This is a genomic window from Caulobacter sp. 1776 (genome assembly GCF_040545685.1).
Taxonomy (GTDB): Bacteria; Pseudomonadota; Alphaproteobacteria; order Caulobacterales; family Caulobacteraceae; genus Caulobacter.
In genome coordinates, this window is record NZ_JBEPMI010000003.1 from 171,286 (window position 1) to 184,771 (window position 13,486).

General features: G+C 70.1%; 16 protein-coding genes. 11 read left to right on the top strand and 5 right to left on the bottom strand.

What is annotated here, in order from left to right; translation table 11 throughout:
• Positions 1-25 precede the first annotated feature (25 nt).
• From ABIC66_RS09305 to ABIC66_RS09315, 3 genes are all read left to right on the top strand, one after another.
• Positions 26-508, top strand: coding sequence for a hypothetical protein (locus ABIC66_RS09305; RefSeq protein ID WP_354069644.1), 483 nt, complete (start codon positions 26-28; stop codon positions 506-508).
• An 87-nt stretch (positions 509-595) separates the two neighbouring features.
• On the top strand, positions 596-1,120 hold the full coding sequence (locus ABIC66_RS09310; RefSeq protein ID WP_354069646.1) for a hypothetical protein: 525 nt from the start codon (positions 596-598) through the stop codon (positions 1,118-1,120).
• A gap of 84 nt (positions 1,121-1,204) precedes the next feature.
• Positions 1,205-1,987, top strand: a complete 783-nt coding sequence (locus ABIC66_RS09315) for a transglutaminase-like domain-containing protein (protein WP_354069648.1) — start codon at positions 1,205-1,207, stop codon at positions 1,985-1,987.
• Here the strand turns inward: ABIC66_RS09315 and ABIC66_RS09320 are convergent.
• A complete protein-coding gene (locus ABIC66_RS09320; RefSeq protein ID WP_354069650.1) occupies positions 1,984-2,430 on the bottom strand; it encodes a DUF6491 family protein in 447 nt (148 codons plus the stop codon). The genes ABIC66_RS09315 and ABIC66_RS09320 overlap by 4 nt on opposite strands.
• 152 nt (positions 2,431-2,582) lie before the next feature.
• Between ABIC66_RS09320 and ABIC66_RS09325 the strand changes: the two genes are divergently transcribed.
• Positions 2,583-3,350: an ABC transporter ATP-binding protein gene (locus tag ABIC66_RS09325; protein ID WP_354070309.1), complete on the top strand. Its 768-nt coding sequence runs from the start codon at positions 2,583-2,585 to the stop codon at positions 3,348-3,350.
• Positions 3,347-4,906 (top strand): hypothetical protein, encoded by a 1,560-nt coding sequence (locus ABIC66_RS09330; RefSeq protein ID WP_354069652.1) that lies wholly within the window; start codon positions 3,347-3,349, stop codon positions 4,904-4,906. Before ABIC66_RS09325 ends, ABIC66_RS09330 begins: the two co-directional genes overlap by 4 nt.
• A gap of 135 nt (positions 4,907-5,041) precedes the next feature.
• On the opposite strand, the gene ABIC66_RS09340 is transcribed toward ABIC66_RS09330, so the two are convergent.
• Together ABIC66_RS09340 and ABIC66_RS09345 are read right to left on the bottom strand one after the other, a co-directional pair.
• Positions 5,042-7,303 carry a PAS domain-containing protein gene (locus ABIC66_RS09340; protein WP_354069654.1) on the bottom strand — a complete coding sequence of 754 codons (2,262 nt, stop codon included), beginning with the start codon at positions 7,301-7,303 and terminating at the stop codon, positions 5,042-5,044.
• A gap of 155 nt (positions 7,304-7,458) precedes the next feature.
• Positions 7,459-8,913 (bottom strand): DEAD/DEAH box helicase, encoded by a 1,455-nt coding sequence (locus tag ABIC66_RS09345; protein ID WP_354069656.1) that lies wholly within the window; start codon positions 8,911-8,913, stop codon positions 7,459-7,461.
• A 280-nt stretch (positions 8,914-9,193) separates the two neighbouring features.
• On the opposite strand from ABIC66_RS09345, the gene mutT reads away from it, so the two are divergent.
• Together mutT and ABIC66_RS09355 are read left to right on the top strand one after the other, a co-directional pair.
• Complete coding sequence (mutT, locus tag ABIC66_RS09350) at positions 9,194-9,598, top strand: 8-oxo-dGTP diphosphatase MutT (RefSeq protein ID WP_354069658.1); 405 nt, start codon at positions 9,194-9,196, stop codon at positions 9,596-9,598.
• Positions 9,514-9,753: a Flp family type IVb pilin gene (locus ABIC66_RS09355; RefSeq protein ID WP_354069660.1), complete on the top strand. Its 240-nt coding sequence runs from the start codon at positions 9,514-9,516 to the stop codon at positions 9,751-9,753. The genes mutT and ABIC66_RS09355 overlap by 85 nt, the downstream gene beginning before the upstream one ends.
• A gap of 27 nt (positions 9,754-9,780) precedes the next feature.
• Here ABIC66_RS09355 and ABIC66_RS09360 read toward each other — a convergent pair whose 3' ends face one another.
• Positions 9,781-10,692, bottom strand: coding sequence for a methyltransferase domain-containing protein (locus tag ABIC66_RS09360; protein ID WP_354069662.1), 912 nt, complete (start codon positions 10,690-10,692; stop codon positions 9,781-9,783).
• Between ABIC66_RS09360 and ABIC66_RS09365 the strand changes: the two genes are divergently transcribed.
• Genes ABIC66_RS09365 through ABIC66_RS09380 form a run of 4 tightly spaced genes read left to right on the top strand, consistent with a single transcriptional unit; the run spans position 10,691 to position 13,043 of the window.
• Complete coding sequence (locus ABIC66_RS09365; RefSeq protein ID WP_354069664.1) at positions 10,691-11,473, top strand: ComF family protein; 783 nt, start codon at positions 10,691-10,693, stop codon at positions 11,471-11,473. The genes ABIC66_RS09360 and ABIC66_RS09365 overlap by 2 nt on opposite strands.
• Before the next feature lie 43 nt (positions 11,474-11,516).
• A complete protein-coding gene (grxC, locus tag ABIC66_RS09370; RefSeq protein WP_354069666.1) occupies positions 11,517-11,771 on the top strand; it encodes a glutaredoxin 3 in 255 nt (84 codons plus the stop codon).
• Positions 11,768-12,589: a carbon-nitrogen hydrolase family protein gene (locus ABIC66_RS09375; RefSeq protein WP_354069668.1), complete on the top strand. Its 822-nt coding sequence runs from the start codon at positions 11,768-11,770 to the stop codon at positions 12,587-12,589. Before grxC ends, ABIC66_RS09375 begins: the two co-directional genes overlap by 4 nt.
• Positions 12,590-12,608: 19 nt before the next feature.
• The gene (locus ABIC66_RS09380; protein WP_354069670.1) at positions 12,609-13,043 is read left to right on the top strand and encodes a DUF1178 family protein; all 435 of its coding nucleotides are present in this window, start codon (positions 12,609-12,611) and stop codon (positions 13,041-13,043) included.
• A 111-nt stretch (positions 13,044-13,154) separates the two neighbouring features.
• Here ABIC66_RS09380 and ABIC66_RS09385 read toward each other — a convergent pair whose 3' ends face one another.
• Complete coding sequence (locus ABIC66_RS09385; RefSeq protein ID WP_354069672.1) at positions 13,155-13,448, bottom strand: YMGG-like glycine zipper-containing protein; 294 nt, start codon at positions 13,446-13,448, stop codon at positions 13,155-13,157.
• Between the last annotated feature and the right edge of the window lie 38 nt (positions 13,449-13,486).

Genomic DNA, 13,486 nt, shown 5'->3' on the forward strand with positions numbered 1-13,486 from the left:
CACCAACCTCCCCGGAGCTCAACCCATGGCCGACCCCACGCCCGACCAGGAAGCCGCCCTGCTGGCCGACCTCGCCGCGACCTGCCGCGAGCACGGCTATGTCGTCGAGGCCATCGACCGGGGCCTGGAGGTCTCGGGCGAGGACGAGGATGAGGGCGCGTTCTATCTGCTGCCCGACCACGGCTGGCTGCAGGTGCGCTGCCTGGTGCTGGCGCCCGAGGATCTGGACGAGGCCCGCGACCTGACGGCGCTATTCGAGACCCTGGCCCGCGCCCAGTTCCGCCTGATCGGCAGCCGCTTCGGCTACGACGCCGAGACCGGCCTGTGGCTGGTCGAGGATCTCTATCCCGGCTTCGAGGTGGCGCGCGTGCCGGCGGTGCTGGAGCAGCTGACCTTCGTTTGGGACGCGCTGGAGGACCTGTTCCTGGCCGCCTTGGAAGGGACCGTGCCGGGCGAGGACGCCTTTGACGCCGCGTTCGACCTGGAAGCGGCGACGCCGCCGAACTAAGCTCGCGCGATCCCTTGCGGCGCAAGGGGAACCGCTTGTTCGGCCTGCCGTTCCTGAGCGGTGTTCACCTGGGTGGAGGGCGTAGAGATGTCTGTGAAGCGATCCGTGATGATGGCCGCCCTGGCCGCCCTGTTGCTGGCCTCCGGCGCCCACGCCCAGATGAAGCCGCCCGCCAAGCCGGACGAGCCCGGCGGCCGCTGGGGCGAGGCCAAGAAGAAGGCCGTGGACATCGGGACGCAACCGGCCCGCGACGTCGGCATGTCCAAGCGCGAGATTCCGCCGATCCTGCAGAAGGCCTTCGAGGATCCCTACAGCCTCAAGGGCCTGAAGGGCTGCAAGGCCCTGGCCGGCGAGATCACCGAGCTGAACGGGGTGTTGGGCGCCGACTACGTGGTCGGCAACGAATATACCGAGAACCGCGCCGGCAAGCTGGCCGAGGCGGGCGGCAAGACGATCATCAACAGCATCATCCCGTTCCGGGGCCTGGTGCGCGAGGTCACCGGCGCCGCGCCGGCCGACCGCCACATGAACGCGGTGGTCGACGCCGGCCTGGCGCGGCGCGGCTTCCTGCGCGGCGTCCACCTGAAACAGGGCTGCAAGACGAAGTTCTGACGGGAACCGACGCCCGTCGACAGGGTTTCCACCAGGCCTCGGCGCGCCCCCGCGCCGAGCGTAACTCCCATTTGAAAGACGCCGATGGACCTCGAGATCGGCTGCCGCCTGCGCTTCGACGTGCGCGAGCCCACGACGTTCGTGCTGGCGATCCAGGTCGCAGACGGCGCGGGCCAGGCGCTGCGGGACGAGCGCATCGACCTGCCCGACGGCGTCGAGGCGGAGTTCTTCGTCGACGCCTTCGCGGCCAACCGGTTCATCCGGTTCCTGGCCCAGACGGGCTTTCTCGACTTCGGCTACCAGGCGCGGGTGCGCAAGGAGACGGTGGTCGATCACCGACGCTTCATCGCCGATGCGTCGGTGCGGGACCTGCCGTTGAACGTCCTGCCGTATCTGGCGCCCAGCCGCTATTGCCAGTCCGACCGGCTGGAGGCCTTCGCGCGCCAGACCTTCGGGCGCCAACCGGGCGGTCTGGGTACGGCCCAGGCGATCGCCGACTGGATCGGCGACCACATCGCCTACGAGGCCGGATCCAGCTATGGCCACACCTCGGCCCTGGACACGCTGATCGACCGCAAGGGCGTCTGCCGCGACTTCGCCCATCTGGGTGTCGCCTTGGCGCGGGCGCTGGACATGCCGACCCGGTTCGTCGCCTGCTACGCGCTGGACCTGGAGCCGGCCGACTTCCACGCGGTGTTCGAGGTGTTCCTGGACGGGGCTTGGCGCACGTTCGACGCCACCCGCAAGGTGTCGATCACCGGCCTCGTGCCGATCGCCTTCGGCCGCGACGCCGCGGACGTGCCGTTTGTCTCCACGTTCGGCGACGCCCGGTTCGTGGAGATGACGGTCGAGGTCCGGCGGGCCTAGCGGCGGGGCGCGGTCGAGAGCGCCGACACGTCCCGCGGCGACAGGCGCTGGACGTCGGAGATCGGGCAGCGGCGGGCGCCGGCCGCCGTCTTGGCGATCATCTCGGCGGCGTCGCCGGCGCAGACCAGGTTGCTGCCGTCGTTGGTTCGGACACTGATCTTCTGGGCGGCGTTCAAGCCATCGCAGTCATTGGCCATCTGCAGCCGATAGATCCCGCCCTTGGCGTTCTGGACGTAGAGGGTCCTGTCGCCCGAGCGGTTCGCGGCGGCGACGTAACGGCCGTCGAAGCAGCGCAGGGTCCGGTCGCCCGGACGCGCGTTGGAATAGGCGTTCGCCTGGGCGACGTCGTCAAAGACCTGGGGCTGCTGCTGGGCCTGCTGGGCCATCACGGGCGCGGCGCCGAGCGCCAAGACGGCGCCGATGGCGAAGAGGGCGGTCTTCATAGTCTTACCTCGCGGCTGGGTCTGATCAGAAACCGGGAACAACCTCTGGTCAGGAACGCACGGCGCACGCGCGGTGGCAAGTCTGAGTATTGACTTCTACCCGCGCTTGCCTCGATCGCCGCAATCGCGTTCACATCCCCGCTCGGCAGTACTTGGGGGCGGGTTTGACGGAAGCCTTGATCGTTCGCGGGTTGAACAAGACGTTCGCCAAGCCCGCCGTGTCCGACCTGGACCTGACCGTCCACGCCGGCGAGCTCTATGCTCTGCTGGGGCCCAACGGGGCGGGCAAGACCACCACCCTGCGCATGGTCGCCGGCCTGACCCAGCCCGACAGCGGCGAGGTGGCGATCTTCGGCGTCGACGCCCGCAAGGATCCCGCCGCCGCCAAGGCCCTGGTGGCCTGGGCCCCGGACGAGGCGATGATCTACGACAAGCTGACGCCGCTGGAATATCTGGAGTTCGTCGCCGGCCTCTGGAACATCGAGCCCAAGGCCGCCAAGGCCAAGGCCGAAGCGCTGCTGGCCACCTTGGGTCTGGCCGACGAGGCGCGGCGGCGGTGCGAGGGCTTCTCGCGCGGCATGAAGCAGAAGGTGGCCCTGGCCGGGGCTCTGATCCACGATCCCAAGCTGCTGATCCTGGACGAGCCGCTGACCGGCCTCGACGCCGCCGCCGCGCGCCTGGTCAAGGACATGCTGCAGGCCCGCGTCGACGCCGGCGGTACGGTGATCCTGACCACCCACATTCTGGAAGTGGCCGAGCGCATGGCCGACCGCATCGGCATCATCGCCGGCGGCCGCCTGATGGCCGAGGGCACGCTGGACGAGCTGCGCAACAGGGCCGGCGAGGCCAGCGGCAAGACGCTGGAAGACGTGTTCCTGCAGCTGACCTCGGAGGCCCATCCGGTGGGGGCGCACGCGTGAGTCTGCCGTTCAAGCCGGCCAGCACGCCCTGGCTGCTGGCCCACGAGCTGCGTCTGGCCTGGCGCGGCTTCAAGGCCGGCCGCCGGTCCAGCGGACCGGGCGCGGTCATCGCGTTCGGGCTTGTCGGCGCGATGATCCTGATCGGCGGGATCTTCATGGGCCTGGGCCTGCGGGGTGTCGCCATGCCCGTGAACCCGCTGTCGGTGATGATCGCCGACCTGGTGCTGGCCGTGATCCTGACCCTGATGCTGTCGACCACCCTGGCCGCCTCGGCGGACGCGCTCTACGAGCGGGGCGATCTCGATCTGCTGTTCTCCTCGCCCCTGGCCCCGCGCAAGGTCCTGTTCGTTCGAGCCCTGGGCCTGGCGGTCCATGCCGGCCTCTGGTTCATGATCCCGGCGGCGTTGCTGCTGACCCCGTCGATCGTGCTGGGACATCCGGCCTGGCTGGGCGTCTATGTCGTGCTCGCCTCGGCGGCCCTGGCGGCCTCGGGCGTCGGCCTGCTGCTGGCCATGGCCCTGTTCGCCCTGATCGGCCCGCGCCGCACGCGCACCGTCGCCCAGGTGATGGCGGCCCTGATCGGCGCGGCCTTCTTCCTGGCCAGCCAGTATCGCAACCTGATGGGCAAGCAGGCCAGCGAGAGCCTGTTCGCCCGCATCGCCCTGGACGCCCGCGACGGCCGCTTCAAGCTGCCGCCGTTCGCGGACCTGCCGCTGCGCGCCGCCGCCGGCGAGCCGCTGCCGCTGCTGATCCTCGTCGTCTTGGGGGCGGGGATCTTCCTGTTCGCCGCCCAGACCCTGGGCCGCCGCTTCGCCGACGCGGCCGCCGCCACCCAGGGCGCCGAAACTCGCAAGGGCGCCAAGGGTCCCACGAAAGCCTTCGCCGCCGGCGCCTTCCAGGCCACGGTGCGCAAGGAGCTGCGGCTGATCAGCCGCGACGCGGCCCTGCTGTCCCAGGTGCTGCTGCGGATCCTCTACATGGTCCCTCTGGCCTTCGCCCTGGCGCGGACGGCCTCGCACCAGCCGGCCTGGGTGCTGTCGGGCGGCGCGGCCGGGGTGGCGTTCCTGGCCGGGCAGGTGGCCGGGAGCCTGGCCTGGATCATGATCTCGGCCGAGGACACGCCCGACCTGCTGGCCATCTCGCCGACGCCGATGGCGGTGCTAAACCGCGCCAAGCTGGCCGCCGCCCTGATCCCGGTCGCGGTGCTGCTGGTGGTCCCGATCGGCGTCCTGGCCTGGTTCCAGCCGCTGGCCGGCCTGTGGACCGCGATCGGCGCGGGCCTGACGGCCTGGACCGCCGGACTGATCAATGTCTGGCATCAGAAGCCCGGCAAGCGCGCTGACTTCCGCCGTCGGCGCGGCGGCTCGTTCTTCGCGGCCCTGGCCGAACTGTTCGTCGCCGCCCTGATCGGCGGCGCGACGGCCCTGGCCGTGGCGGGGATGCTGGTCTGGGCGGTGATCCCGCTGATCGTCGCCGGCGCGGTGATGATGGCCTTGCGCCGCACGGACGAGCAGATCGCGGGGACGCTTCGGGCGGCGGCCAGCAGCGGGAACTGAAGGGGGGAGCGCCCCCTCCGTCACGTCGCGTATCCGCGCCGCGCCACCTCCCCCGCTGCGCGGGTGAGGAGGAAACCCTCCTCCCTCGTGAAACGGGGGAGGTGGCCCGGAGGGCCGGAGGGGGCGCTGCGGCCCTCACGCCTCCAGCAGCGCCCGGATCCGGCACACCACGCCCTCCGGCTGGAAGTCGATCGTCGCCGAGCCCGACAGCTCGGCGGCCAGGCCGCGTTCGATCAAGCGCGAGCCGAAGCCCCGGACGGTGGGGGGCTTGACCGGCGGGCCGCCGGTTTCGGTCCAGACCAGGTCCAGGCGTTCGGCCCCCGGATCGGGACAGAGGTCCCAGGCCAGCCGGATGCGGCCGTCGGGCGTCGACAGGGCGCCGTACTTCACCGCATTGGTGGCCAGCTCGTGCAGGGCCATCGACAGGGACAGCGCCGTCTTGGGCGACAGGCGGATCGCCGGGCCCGACAGGTCGAACCGCGCGGGACCGCCGTGCAGCTCGGCCACCCGGGCGGTGACGTCGTGCAGCTCGGCGCCTTCCCAGTTCTCGCGGGTGAGCAGGTCGTGGGCCTCGGCCAGGGCGACGATGCGGCTGGAGAACGCCTCCTGGGCCTGGTCCAGCGCCCGGGCGCCGGTGAAACTCTGGGCGGCGATGGCCTGGATGGTGGCCAGGCTGTTCTTGACGCGGTGGTTCAGCTCGTTGACCAACAGCCGCAGGTGCAATTCGGCCCGCTTGCGGTCGGTGATGTTGACCACGGCCCCGACGAAGCGGCGCGGCTTGTCGTCGGGGCCGAAGAACACCTTGCCCTTCACGCCCAGCCAACGCTCGACGTGGTCGTCGCGGCCGACGCTGCGGAACTCGATGCTGTAGTCGGCGCGCACCGCCGGGTCCAAGGCCTGGCGTATGGCGTCGCGGACCTTGGGCTCGTCGCTGGGATGCACGCGGGCCAGGAACGACGTGACGGTGGGCAGCTCGCCCGGCTTGACGCCGAACATGGCGAAACAACGCTCCGACCAGACCAGCTCGTTGGTGTCCATGTTGAAGTCCCAGGTGCCGACGTCGGCCGCGTCGATGGCCAGCCGCAGGGTCTCTTCCTGGCGCAGCAGCCGCTCGACGGCCTCGCGCCGCTCGGTGACGTCCGAGACCACGCCGACGAAGCGGACCACCTGGTCGCCTTCGAAGAAGGCCTTGCCGAAGGTCTCGACCCAGCGCAGCGCCCCGTCGTCGCCGCGATAGATGCGGTATTCGAGATTGATCGCGCCGCCGCCCTTGGGATCGGTGGCGGCGTCCACGGCGGCGCGGACCCTCTCCAGGTCGTCCGGATGCAGCCGCTGCTCGAAGGTCTCCTGGGTGGGCGCCTCGTCCGCGGTCAAGCCGAAGATCGCCCGGGCTCGCGCGTCCCAGAACCGCTGACCCAGATAGGGCTTGTGATCCCAGCGGCCCATGCCGGCGGCCTGGGCGGCGAGGTCCAGGTCCAGGCGCGCGGCGGCCAGCTCGGCCTCGACCCGCTTGCGCTCGGTGATGTCGACGATGACGCCGGTGTTGCGCGACGGCTGGCCGTCCTTGTCCAGATAGGCGCGGCCGCGGGTGAAGACCCAGCGCACCGAGCCGTCGGCCTGGACCAGGCGGTATTCCTCGGAGAAGTCGCCGCCCTCGTAGGCGGCCTTGAGGGCGATGTCGCGGATGCGGTCGCGGTCGTCGGGATGGACGGCGGGGGTGAAGCTGTGGGCGGGCAGGCCGGCGCCGGCGAACTCGGGCGAGACGTTGTGCAGCTCGGCGTAGCGGGCGTCGGCATAGACCTTGTTGGCCCTGATGTCCCACTCCCAGGCGCCGACCCCGGCGACCTCGCGCGCCAGGGCATAGCGCTCCTGGGTGGTGCGTAGCGTCTTCTCGGCCTTGACCGACCGCGAGATCTCGACGGCGGTGACCAGCACCCCGCCGACCCCGTTGGCGGCCGTCGCGTCGGGAACGGGGCTGTAGCTGACGGTGAAATAGCCCTTCTCGGGCTTGCCGTCGCGCAGCACCCACAGGGGCAGCTTCTCGAAGGCGAAGCCGCCGCTGGCGCCGCTGAGAATGTCCTCGTGCAGCGAGCGGATCGAGGTCTGGAAGTCGGGGGGCGTGTCCTTGAGCAGCACGCCCAGCGCCTGCGGGTGATGCACGTCCAGGGCCGGGGCGTAGGCGTCGTTATAGATCAGGACCAGCTCGGGGCCCCAGCGCAGCGCCATGGGAAAGTTGGTGGCCAGGATCATGTCGGTGGCCAGGCGCAGGGCCGGCGACCAGGTCTCGCGCGCGCCGAGCGGCGTCCGCTCCCAGCCGAACGCACGCACGCGCTCGGCCATCTCGCCGCCGGCGATGCGTGTCAGAACAGGCGTGTTGGGCGGTTTGCCCTCGCCCATCGCTTGGTCCCCCATCCGGTCAGATGACCGGCCCTGGATCAAGGTGAACCCATAGACGAGGCGGACACAAGCTTCGCCTTGGCGAAAGAACGCAGATACGCGAACGGGGCGACTTTCGCCGCCCCGTTGGTACAACCTATTGTAATGTGGCCGATTTAGTCGATCGGCGACCAACGCTTCTCGGCCGGAGCGGCCGGGCGCTTGGGACCGCGGAACTCGTTCCGGGGACCCGCCGCCTTCTGGCCCTGGCCTGGACCCTGACGCTGCGGACCGCGGCCGTGGGCCTTTTGGGCGCCCTCGGCGCGGCCGCCGCCGCCATTGCCGCCACCGTTGGCGCCGCCATGGGCGCCATTGCGGTTCCGGGCGCGCTTGCGGCGCAGCTCGGACGGGACGTCGTTGCGGGGATCGACCTTGCGCGGATCGACGTACTTCTCGGGCGGCGCCAGCTTGTCGGCGACAGCCGCGGCGGCCGCGAGGCCCTTGTCGTTGCGGCGGTCGAAGGTCGGGATCACCTGGCGGGTGGCCTTCTGGATGTCCTTCAGCAGGCTGCGTTCGTCATCGGCGCAGAAGCTGATGGCGATGCCGTCCTTGCCCTTGCGGGCGGTGCGGCCGATCCGGTGGACATAGGCCTCCGGCACGTTGGGCAGCTCGTAGTTGATCACGTGGCTGACGTCGTTGACGTCGATGCCGCGCGCGGCGATGTCGGTCGCCACCAGGGCCCGCATCTCGCCGGCCTTGAAGGCGGCCAGGGCGCGCTCGCGCTGGCCCTGGGTCTTGTCGCCGTGGATCGAGGCGGCCTCGATGCCCGCGGCGTTCAGATACTTGGCCACCCGGTCGGCGCCGCGCTTGGTGCGGGTGAAGACGATGGTGCGCGAGAAGCTCGAGTCGGCGAACAGCTCGGCCAGCAGCGGACGCTTGCGCTGGGCTTCGATGAACAGGACGCGCTGGTCGATGCGCTCGACCGTCGTGGCCTGCGGGGCCACCGAGACCTGCACCGGGTCCTTCAGCAGCTCGCCGGCCAGCTTGCCGATCTCGCTGGGCATGGTGGCCGAGAAGAACAGGTTCTGGCGGTTTTTGGACATCTGGGCGGCGATCTTGCGGATCGGCACCACGAAGCCCAGGTCCAGCATCTGGTCGGCCTCGTCGAGGACGAAGATCTCGACGCCCGAGACGCTGGCCGACTTCTCGGCCATGTGGTCCATCAGGCGGCCGGGGGTGGCGACCAGCACGTCGACGCCGGCGGCCAGGGCCTTCATCTGCGGGCCATACTTCACGCCGCCGTAGACGGTGTGGACCGAGAGGCCCATGTGGACGGCGTAGGCCTTGAAGTTGTCGGCGATCTGGGTGGCCAGTTCGCGGGTCGGCGACAGCACCAGGCAGCGGAAGCCGCGGCGCGGGGCCGGCATGCGGTTCTCGGCCAGGCGCTGCAGGATCGGCAGGGCGAAGGCGGCGGTCTTGCCGGTGCCGGTCTGGGCGATGCCCAGCAGGTCCTTGCCTTGCAGGACGACCGGGATGGCCTGGGCCTGGATCGGCGTCGGCTCCTTGTAGCCCTTCTCGGCGAGGGCCTTCAGCAGCGGCTTGGCCAGGCCAAGGTCGGTGAATTGAGTCACGTGTGTTCAGTCTTTCATGCGCCAAGCCGAGCACGCGCGATCCTCGCACGGCTTGCTGCTTGGCAAGTCGTCTGGGGAGCGCCCCGCGTGCACGGGCGGTCGAATGAGAAGCTCTTCAGGGCGCTCGACAGGCTGGTCCGAAAGGGACCCTCACGCGGCTGGAGCGCCGATAGCGCTGACTTGAGCGCAGGGCCCATATCGTTTGTTGCAAGTGCGAAGTCAAGGAAATACGGGGAATGCGGCTCTTGCCAGCGTCGCATCGTCGCGCCACACCCGCCCCATGACCAAGCCCACCGTCCTCGTCGCCGCCGCCGCCCTGATCGATGTCGATGGCCGGGTGCTGATCTGCCAGCGGCCCAAGGGCAAGCAACTGGCGGGCCTGTGGGAGTTTCCGGGCGGCAAGGTAGAGCTTGGCGAGACGCCCGAAGAGTGTCTGATCCGCGAGCTGCAAGAAGAGCTGGGGATCAAGGTCGCGCAAGCCTGTCTGGCGCCGTTCGTTTTCGCGTCGCACGGTTACGAGTCTTTTCACCTCCTGATGCCACTCTACTTGCTGCGTCGATGGGAAGGCCAAGTGACGCGCAAGGAGCATGAGGCGCTGGCATGGGTGAAGCCCGACAAACTCGCGGACTATCCGATGCCGCCGGCCGACATTCCGCTGGTCGCCTGGCTGCGCGATCTGCTCTGAGCCGCTTCTGGCGCGACGACAGCGGCGCGACCGCGGTCGAGCTGGGCATCATGGTCGCGATGGTCGCCCTGGCCGTCGTGGCGACGATGTCGGCCTTCAGCGGCGGCATGAACAAGGTCTTCGACAAGATCTCGACGGCGGTGACGGGGACCTAAGGGCGGCGAGCCGTCACGAAAGATCCGCTAACCCGCCTTGTCCCCCGCCGACTGCTCCTGGACCCCCAGCGCGTCGGCCAGTCGCATCTTGGCCGAGCCGGGCCGCAGCGGCTTCTGCTGGCTGTCGTGCGGCGCCCAGCCGGTCACCGAGACGATCTCGAACGTCGCCGGGACCTTGCCGTCGGCCTCCGCGAAGCGTTCGACATAGAGCTCCATCGCCCGGAACAGCACCTTGCGCGGCAACGGCCGGCGCGAGCGGTCCAGCAGCACGCTGGTCTCGCCCATGGCGCGGAGATCCTTCAGCAGGCCGATCGGGTGGGCGTAGCGGACCTTGACGCGATCGACGTCGGCGACGGGCAGGGCGAAGCCGGCCCGCTGCAGCAGTCCGGCCGCGTCGATGGCGTCGGCGAACGGCGAGACCCGCATCGACGCGCCGTCCAGCAGCTCGGCTTCGGCGGCCAGCAGGCACTGGCGCAGCTCAGTCAGGGTCGCCCCGCCGAAGATCGCGCCCAGAAACAGGCCGTCGGGCCGCAGCGCGCGGCGGATCTGGATCAGGGCCCCGACCAGGTCGTTGGTCCAGTGTAGCGACAGGGTCGAGACGACGAGATCCAGGGTCGCGTCGCCGAACGGCAGGCGCTCCTCGTCGGCCACCACGCGGAGCGTGTCACGACCGCCCAGCATCCGGCCCGAGAGGTCGGCCTCGATCAGCGTGTCGATGTTGGCGCGCGCGTCGCTGTCGCTCAAGGCCTTGAAAAAATGGCCGTTTCTCGCGCCGAGGTCGACGGCGGTCGGAAAGCGTCGCAGGATCGTCTCCAGCCGCATGACCACGTCCTGGGCCGTCCGGGCCTTGAGAAAGTCGGCGGACGCGTAAGCAGGCGCGGCGCGCTCGAGGCGGGCGCGGTGCAAGGTGCGGTCGAAGAGCAGGGGCGAGGCGGTCATGCGCGCGGAACATGGCGATTCCGGATCACGATGGAAAGCCGGTCCTCGCCTCGTGGGTATCGGGCGCGGTCTGCTGGACCTGCTGCTGCCCCCGTCCAGCCTGGACGGCCAGGCGGCGCTGAGCGGCGGCCTGGACGCCTCGGCCTTCGCGAAGGTGACCTTTCTGGATGACCCGGTCTGCGACGGCTGCGGCCTGGCCATGCCCTATGCCGACGCGGCGCTGGAGCGCTGCCCCGGCTGCCAGGCCAAGCCCAAGGCGTTCCAGCGAGCCCGCGCCGCCTGCGTTTACGACGAGCACTCGCGCGAGCTGATCCTGAAGCTGAAGCACGCCGACCGCACCGATCTTGCGGGCCTGTTCGCCCGCTGGCTGTCGCGGGCCAGCGCCGAGCTGCTGGCCGAGGGCGACGCCATCGTCCCCGTGCCGGTCCACCGCGCCCGTCTGCTGAGCCGGCGCTACAACCAGGCCGCCGAGATCGCCCGGCCGCTGGCCCGGATGGCGGGGCTGGCCTATCTGCCCGACACCCTGACCCGCAAGCGCGACACCGCCAGCCAGGGCGGCAAGTCGGCCTCGGGCCGGCGGCGCAATGTCGCCGCCGCCTTCGTCGTCCCCGAAACCAGGCGCGGGCAGGTCGCCGGCCGGCGGATCGTTCTCGTTGATGACGTGTTGACCACGGGCGCCACGGCCGAGGGCTGCGCGCGAGCGCTTTTGGCGGCCGGGGCGGCGCGGGTGACCCTATCTGTCGTCGCGCGCGTTACAGAAATGCAAGCGCGTCCTATATGAGGACGCACACGTCACGAGTCGAAGCCAAGTCACGAGTCGAAGCATGGCCCACGTCACCATCTACACCCGTCCGTTCTGCGGCTACTGCGCCCGCGCCATCGCCCTGCTGGGCGACAAGGGCGCCGACTTCACCGAGGTCGAGGCCGGCATGGATCCCAAGCTGCGCCAGGAAATGATGGAGCGCTCGGGGCGCACCACCTTCCCGCAGATCTTCGTGGGCGACCAGCACATCGGCGGCTGCGACGACATGATGGCCTTGGATCGCGAGGGCAAGCTGGATCAGATGCTGGCCGCATGACCCTGCGCGTCGGCCTCGTCCAGACCCGCACGCCCGCCACCCACGCGGCGGCGCTGGCCCATGTCGCGCCGCTGGTTCGCCAGGCGATCGGGGAGGGCGCCCAGTTCGTCCTGACCCCGGAATGCAGCAATGTCGTGCAGAAGGATCGGGCCAAGCTGCTGCCCACCCTGACGGCGCTGGAGGACGATCCGGTCGTGGGCGGCCTGCGCGCCATCGCGGCCGAGACCGGGACCTGGATCGACGTCGGCTCGGCCCTGGTGCGGCGCGGGGACGGAAAAGCGGCCAACCGCCAGGCGGTCATCGACCCCACCGGCGCGATCGTGGCCGTCTACGACAAGCTGCACATGTTCGACGTGGACTTGCCGACTGGCGAGACGGCGCGGGAGTCGGCGACCTATACGCCGGGCGAACGGGCGATGGTCGTCGACACGCCTTTGGCGAAGTTCGGCCTGACCATCTGCTACGACATGCGCTTTCCGGCCCTGCATCGGGCCCTGGCCCTGGCCGGCGCGACGGTGCTGACGGCTCCGGCCGCCTTCACCCGTCCGACCGGCGAGGCGCACTGGGACGTGCTGCTGCGAGCCCGGGCCATCGAGACCGGCTCGTTCGTGATCGCCGCGGCGCAAGGCGGCTTCCACGAGGACGGTCGCGGCACCTGGGGCCGCTCGATCGTCGTCGGACCGTGGGGCGAGGTGATCGGAAAACTTGACCACGACGAGCCCGGCGTGTTGATGGCCGATCTCGACCTGTCCGCCGCCGTCTCGGCGCGGGCGGCGATCCCGGTCCTCCAGAACGCCCGGCCTTTCGTCGGGCCGTGAAGCCCACCATTTAGAGACCATGATCAAGTACGCGCTTCAGTGCGATGCGGCCCATCAATTCGAGGGCTGGTTCGGCTCGTCGGCGGACTATGACGACCAGGCCGCGCGCGGCCTCGTCGAGTGCCCGCTGTGCGGCTCGCGCGGCGTGTCCAAGCAGATCATGGCCCCGGCCGTGGCGGGCACGAAGGCTCAGCGCGCGGCGCCCGCCGTCGACCCCAAGATGCGCGAGATGATGATGACGGCGATGGGCGAGGTCCGCCGCCACGTCGAGGAGAACTTCGACAATGTCGGCGACGCCTTCGCCAAGGAAGCCCGCGCCATCCACGAGGGCAAGTCCGAGGAGCGCAGCATCTATGGCGAGGCCACGCCCGCCGAGGTCAAGGCGCTGGTCGAGGACGGCGTCCCGGTGGCCCCGCTGCCGCCGGCGGCCCTGAAGAAGACGGACGTGAACTAGCCAGCGTCGCGATAGAGAACCCCTCTCTCTATGAGAGAGGGATCATGTAACAAAAAGGGCGCCGGATCTGCGCCCGGCGCCCTTCGTGTTTCGCGGTGAAGCGCTAGCCGACTAGCGGTATTCGTAGTGGCACTTGCGCTTCTTCTTGCCGATCTCGTGACCGGCGACGCCGCCGACGCCGGCGCCGAGCAGGGTGCCTTCGGTCTTGTTGCCGTGACCGGCGATGGTGTTGCCCAGCAGGGCGCCGCCGAGGGCGCCGATCACGGCGCCGTTCTTGGCCTTGGATTTGTTACAGACCAGGACGCGGCGGCTGCGCGACTGGGCGTCCGCGGCGGTGACGGCCACCGAGCTGACGGTAAAACCGACAACGGTGGCCAGGACGATGGCTTTCAGGCGGGCGCGCATGGCGGCTCTCCGGTAGTTTCTTGGTTAAGATCCCTCGG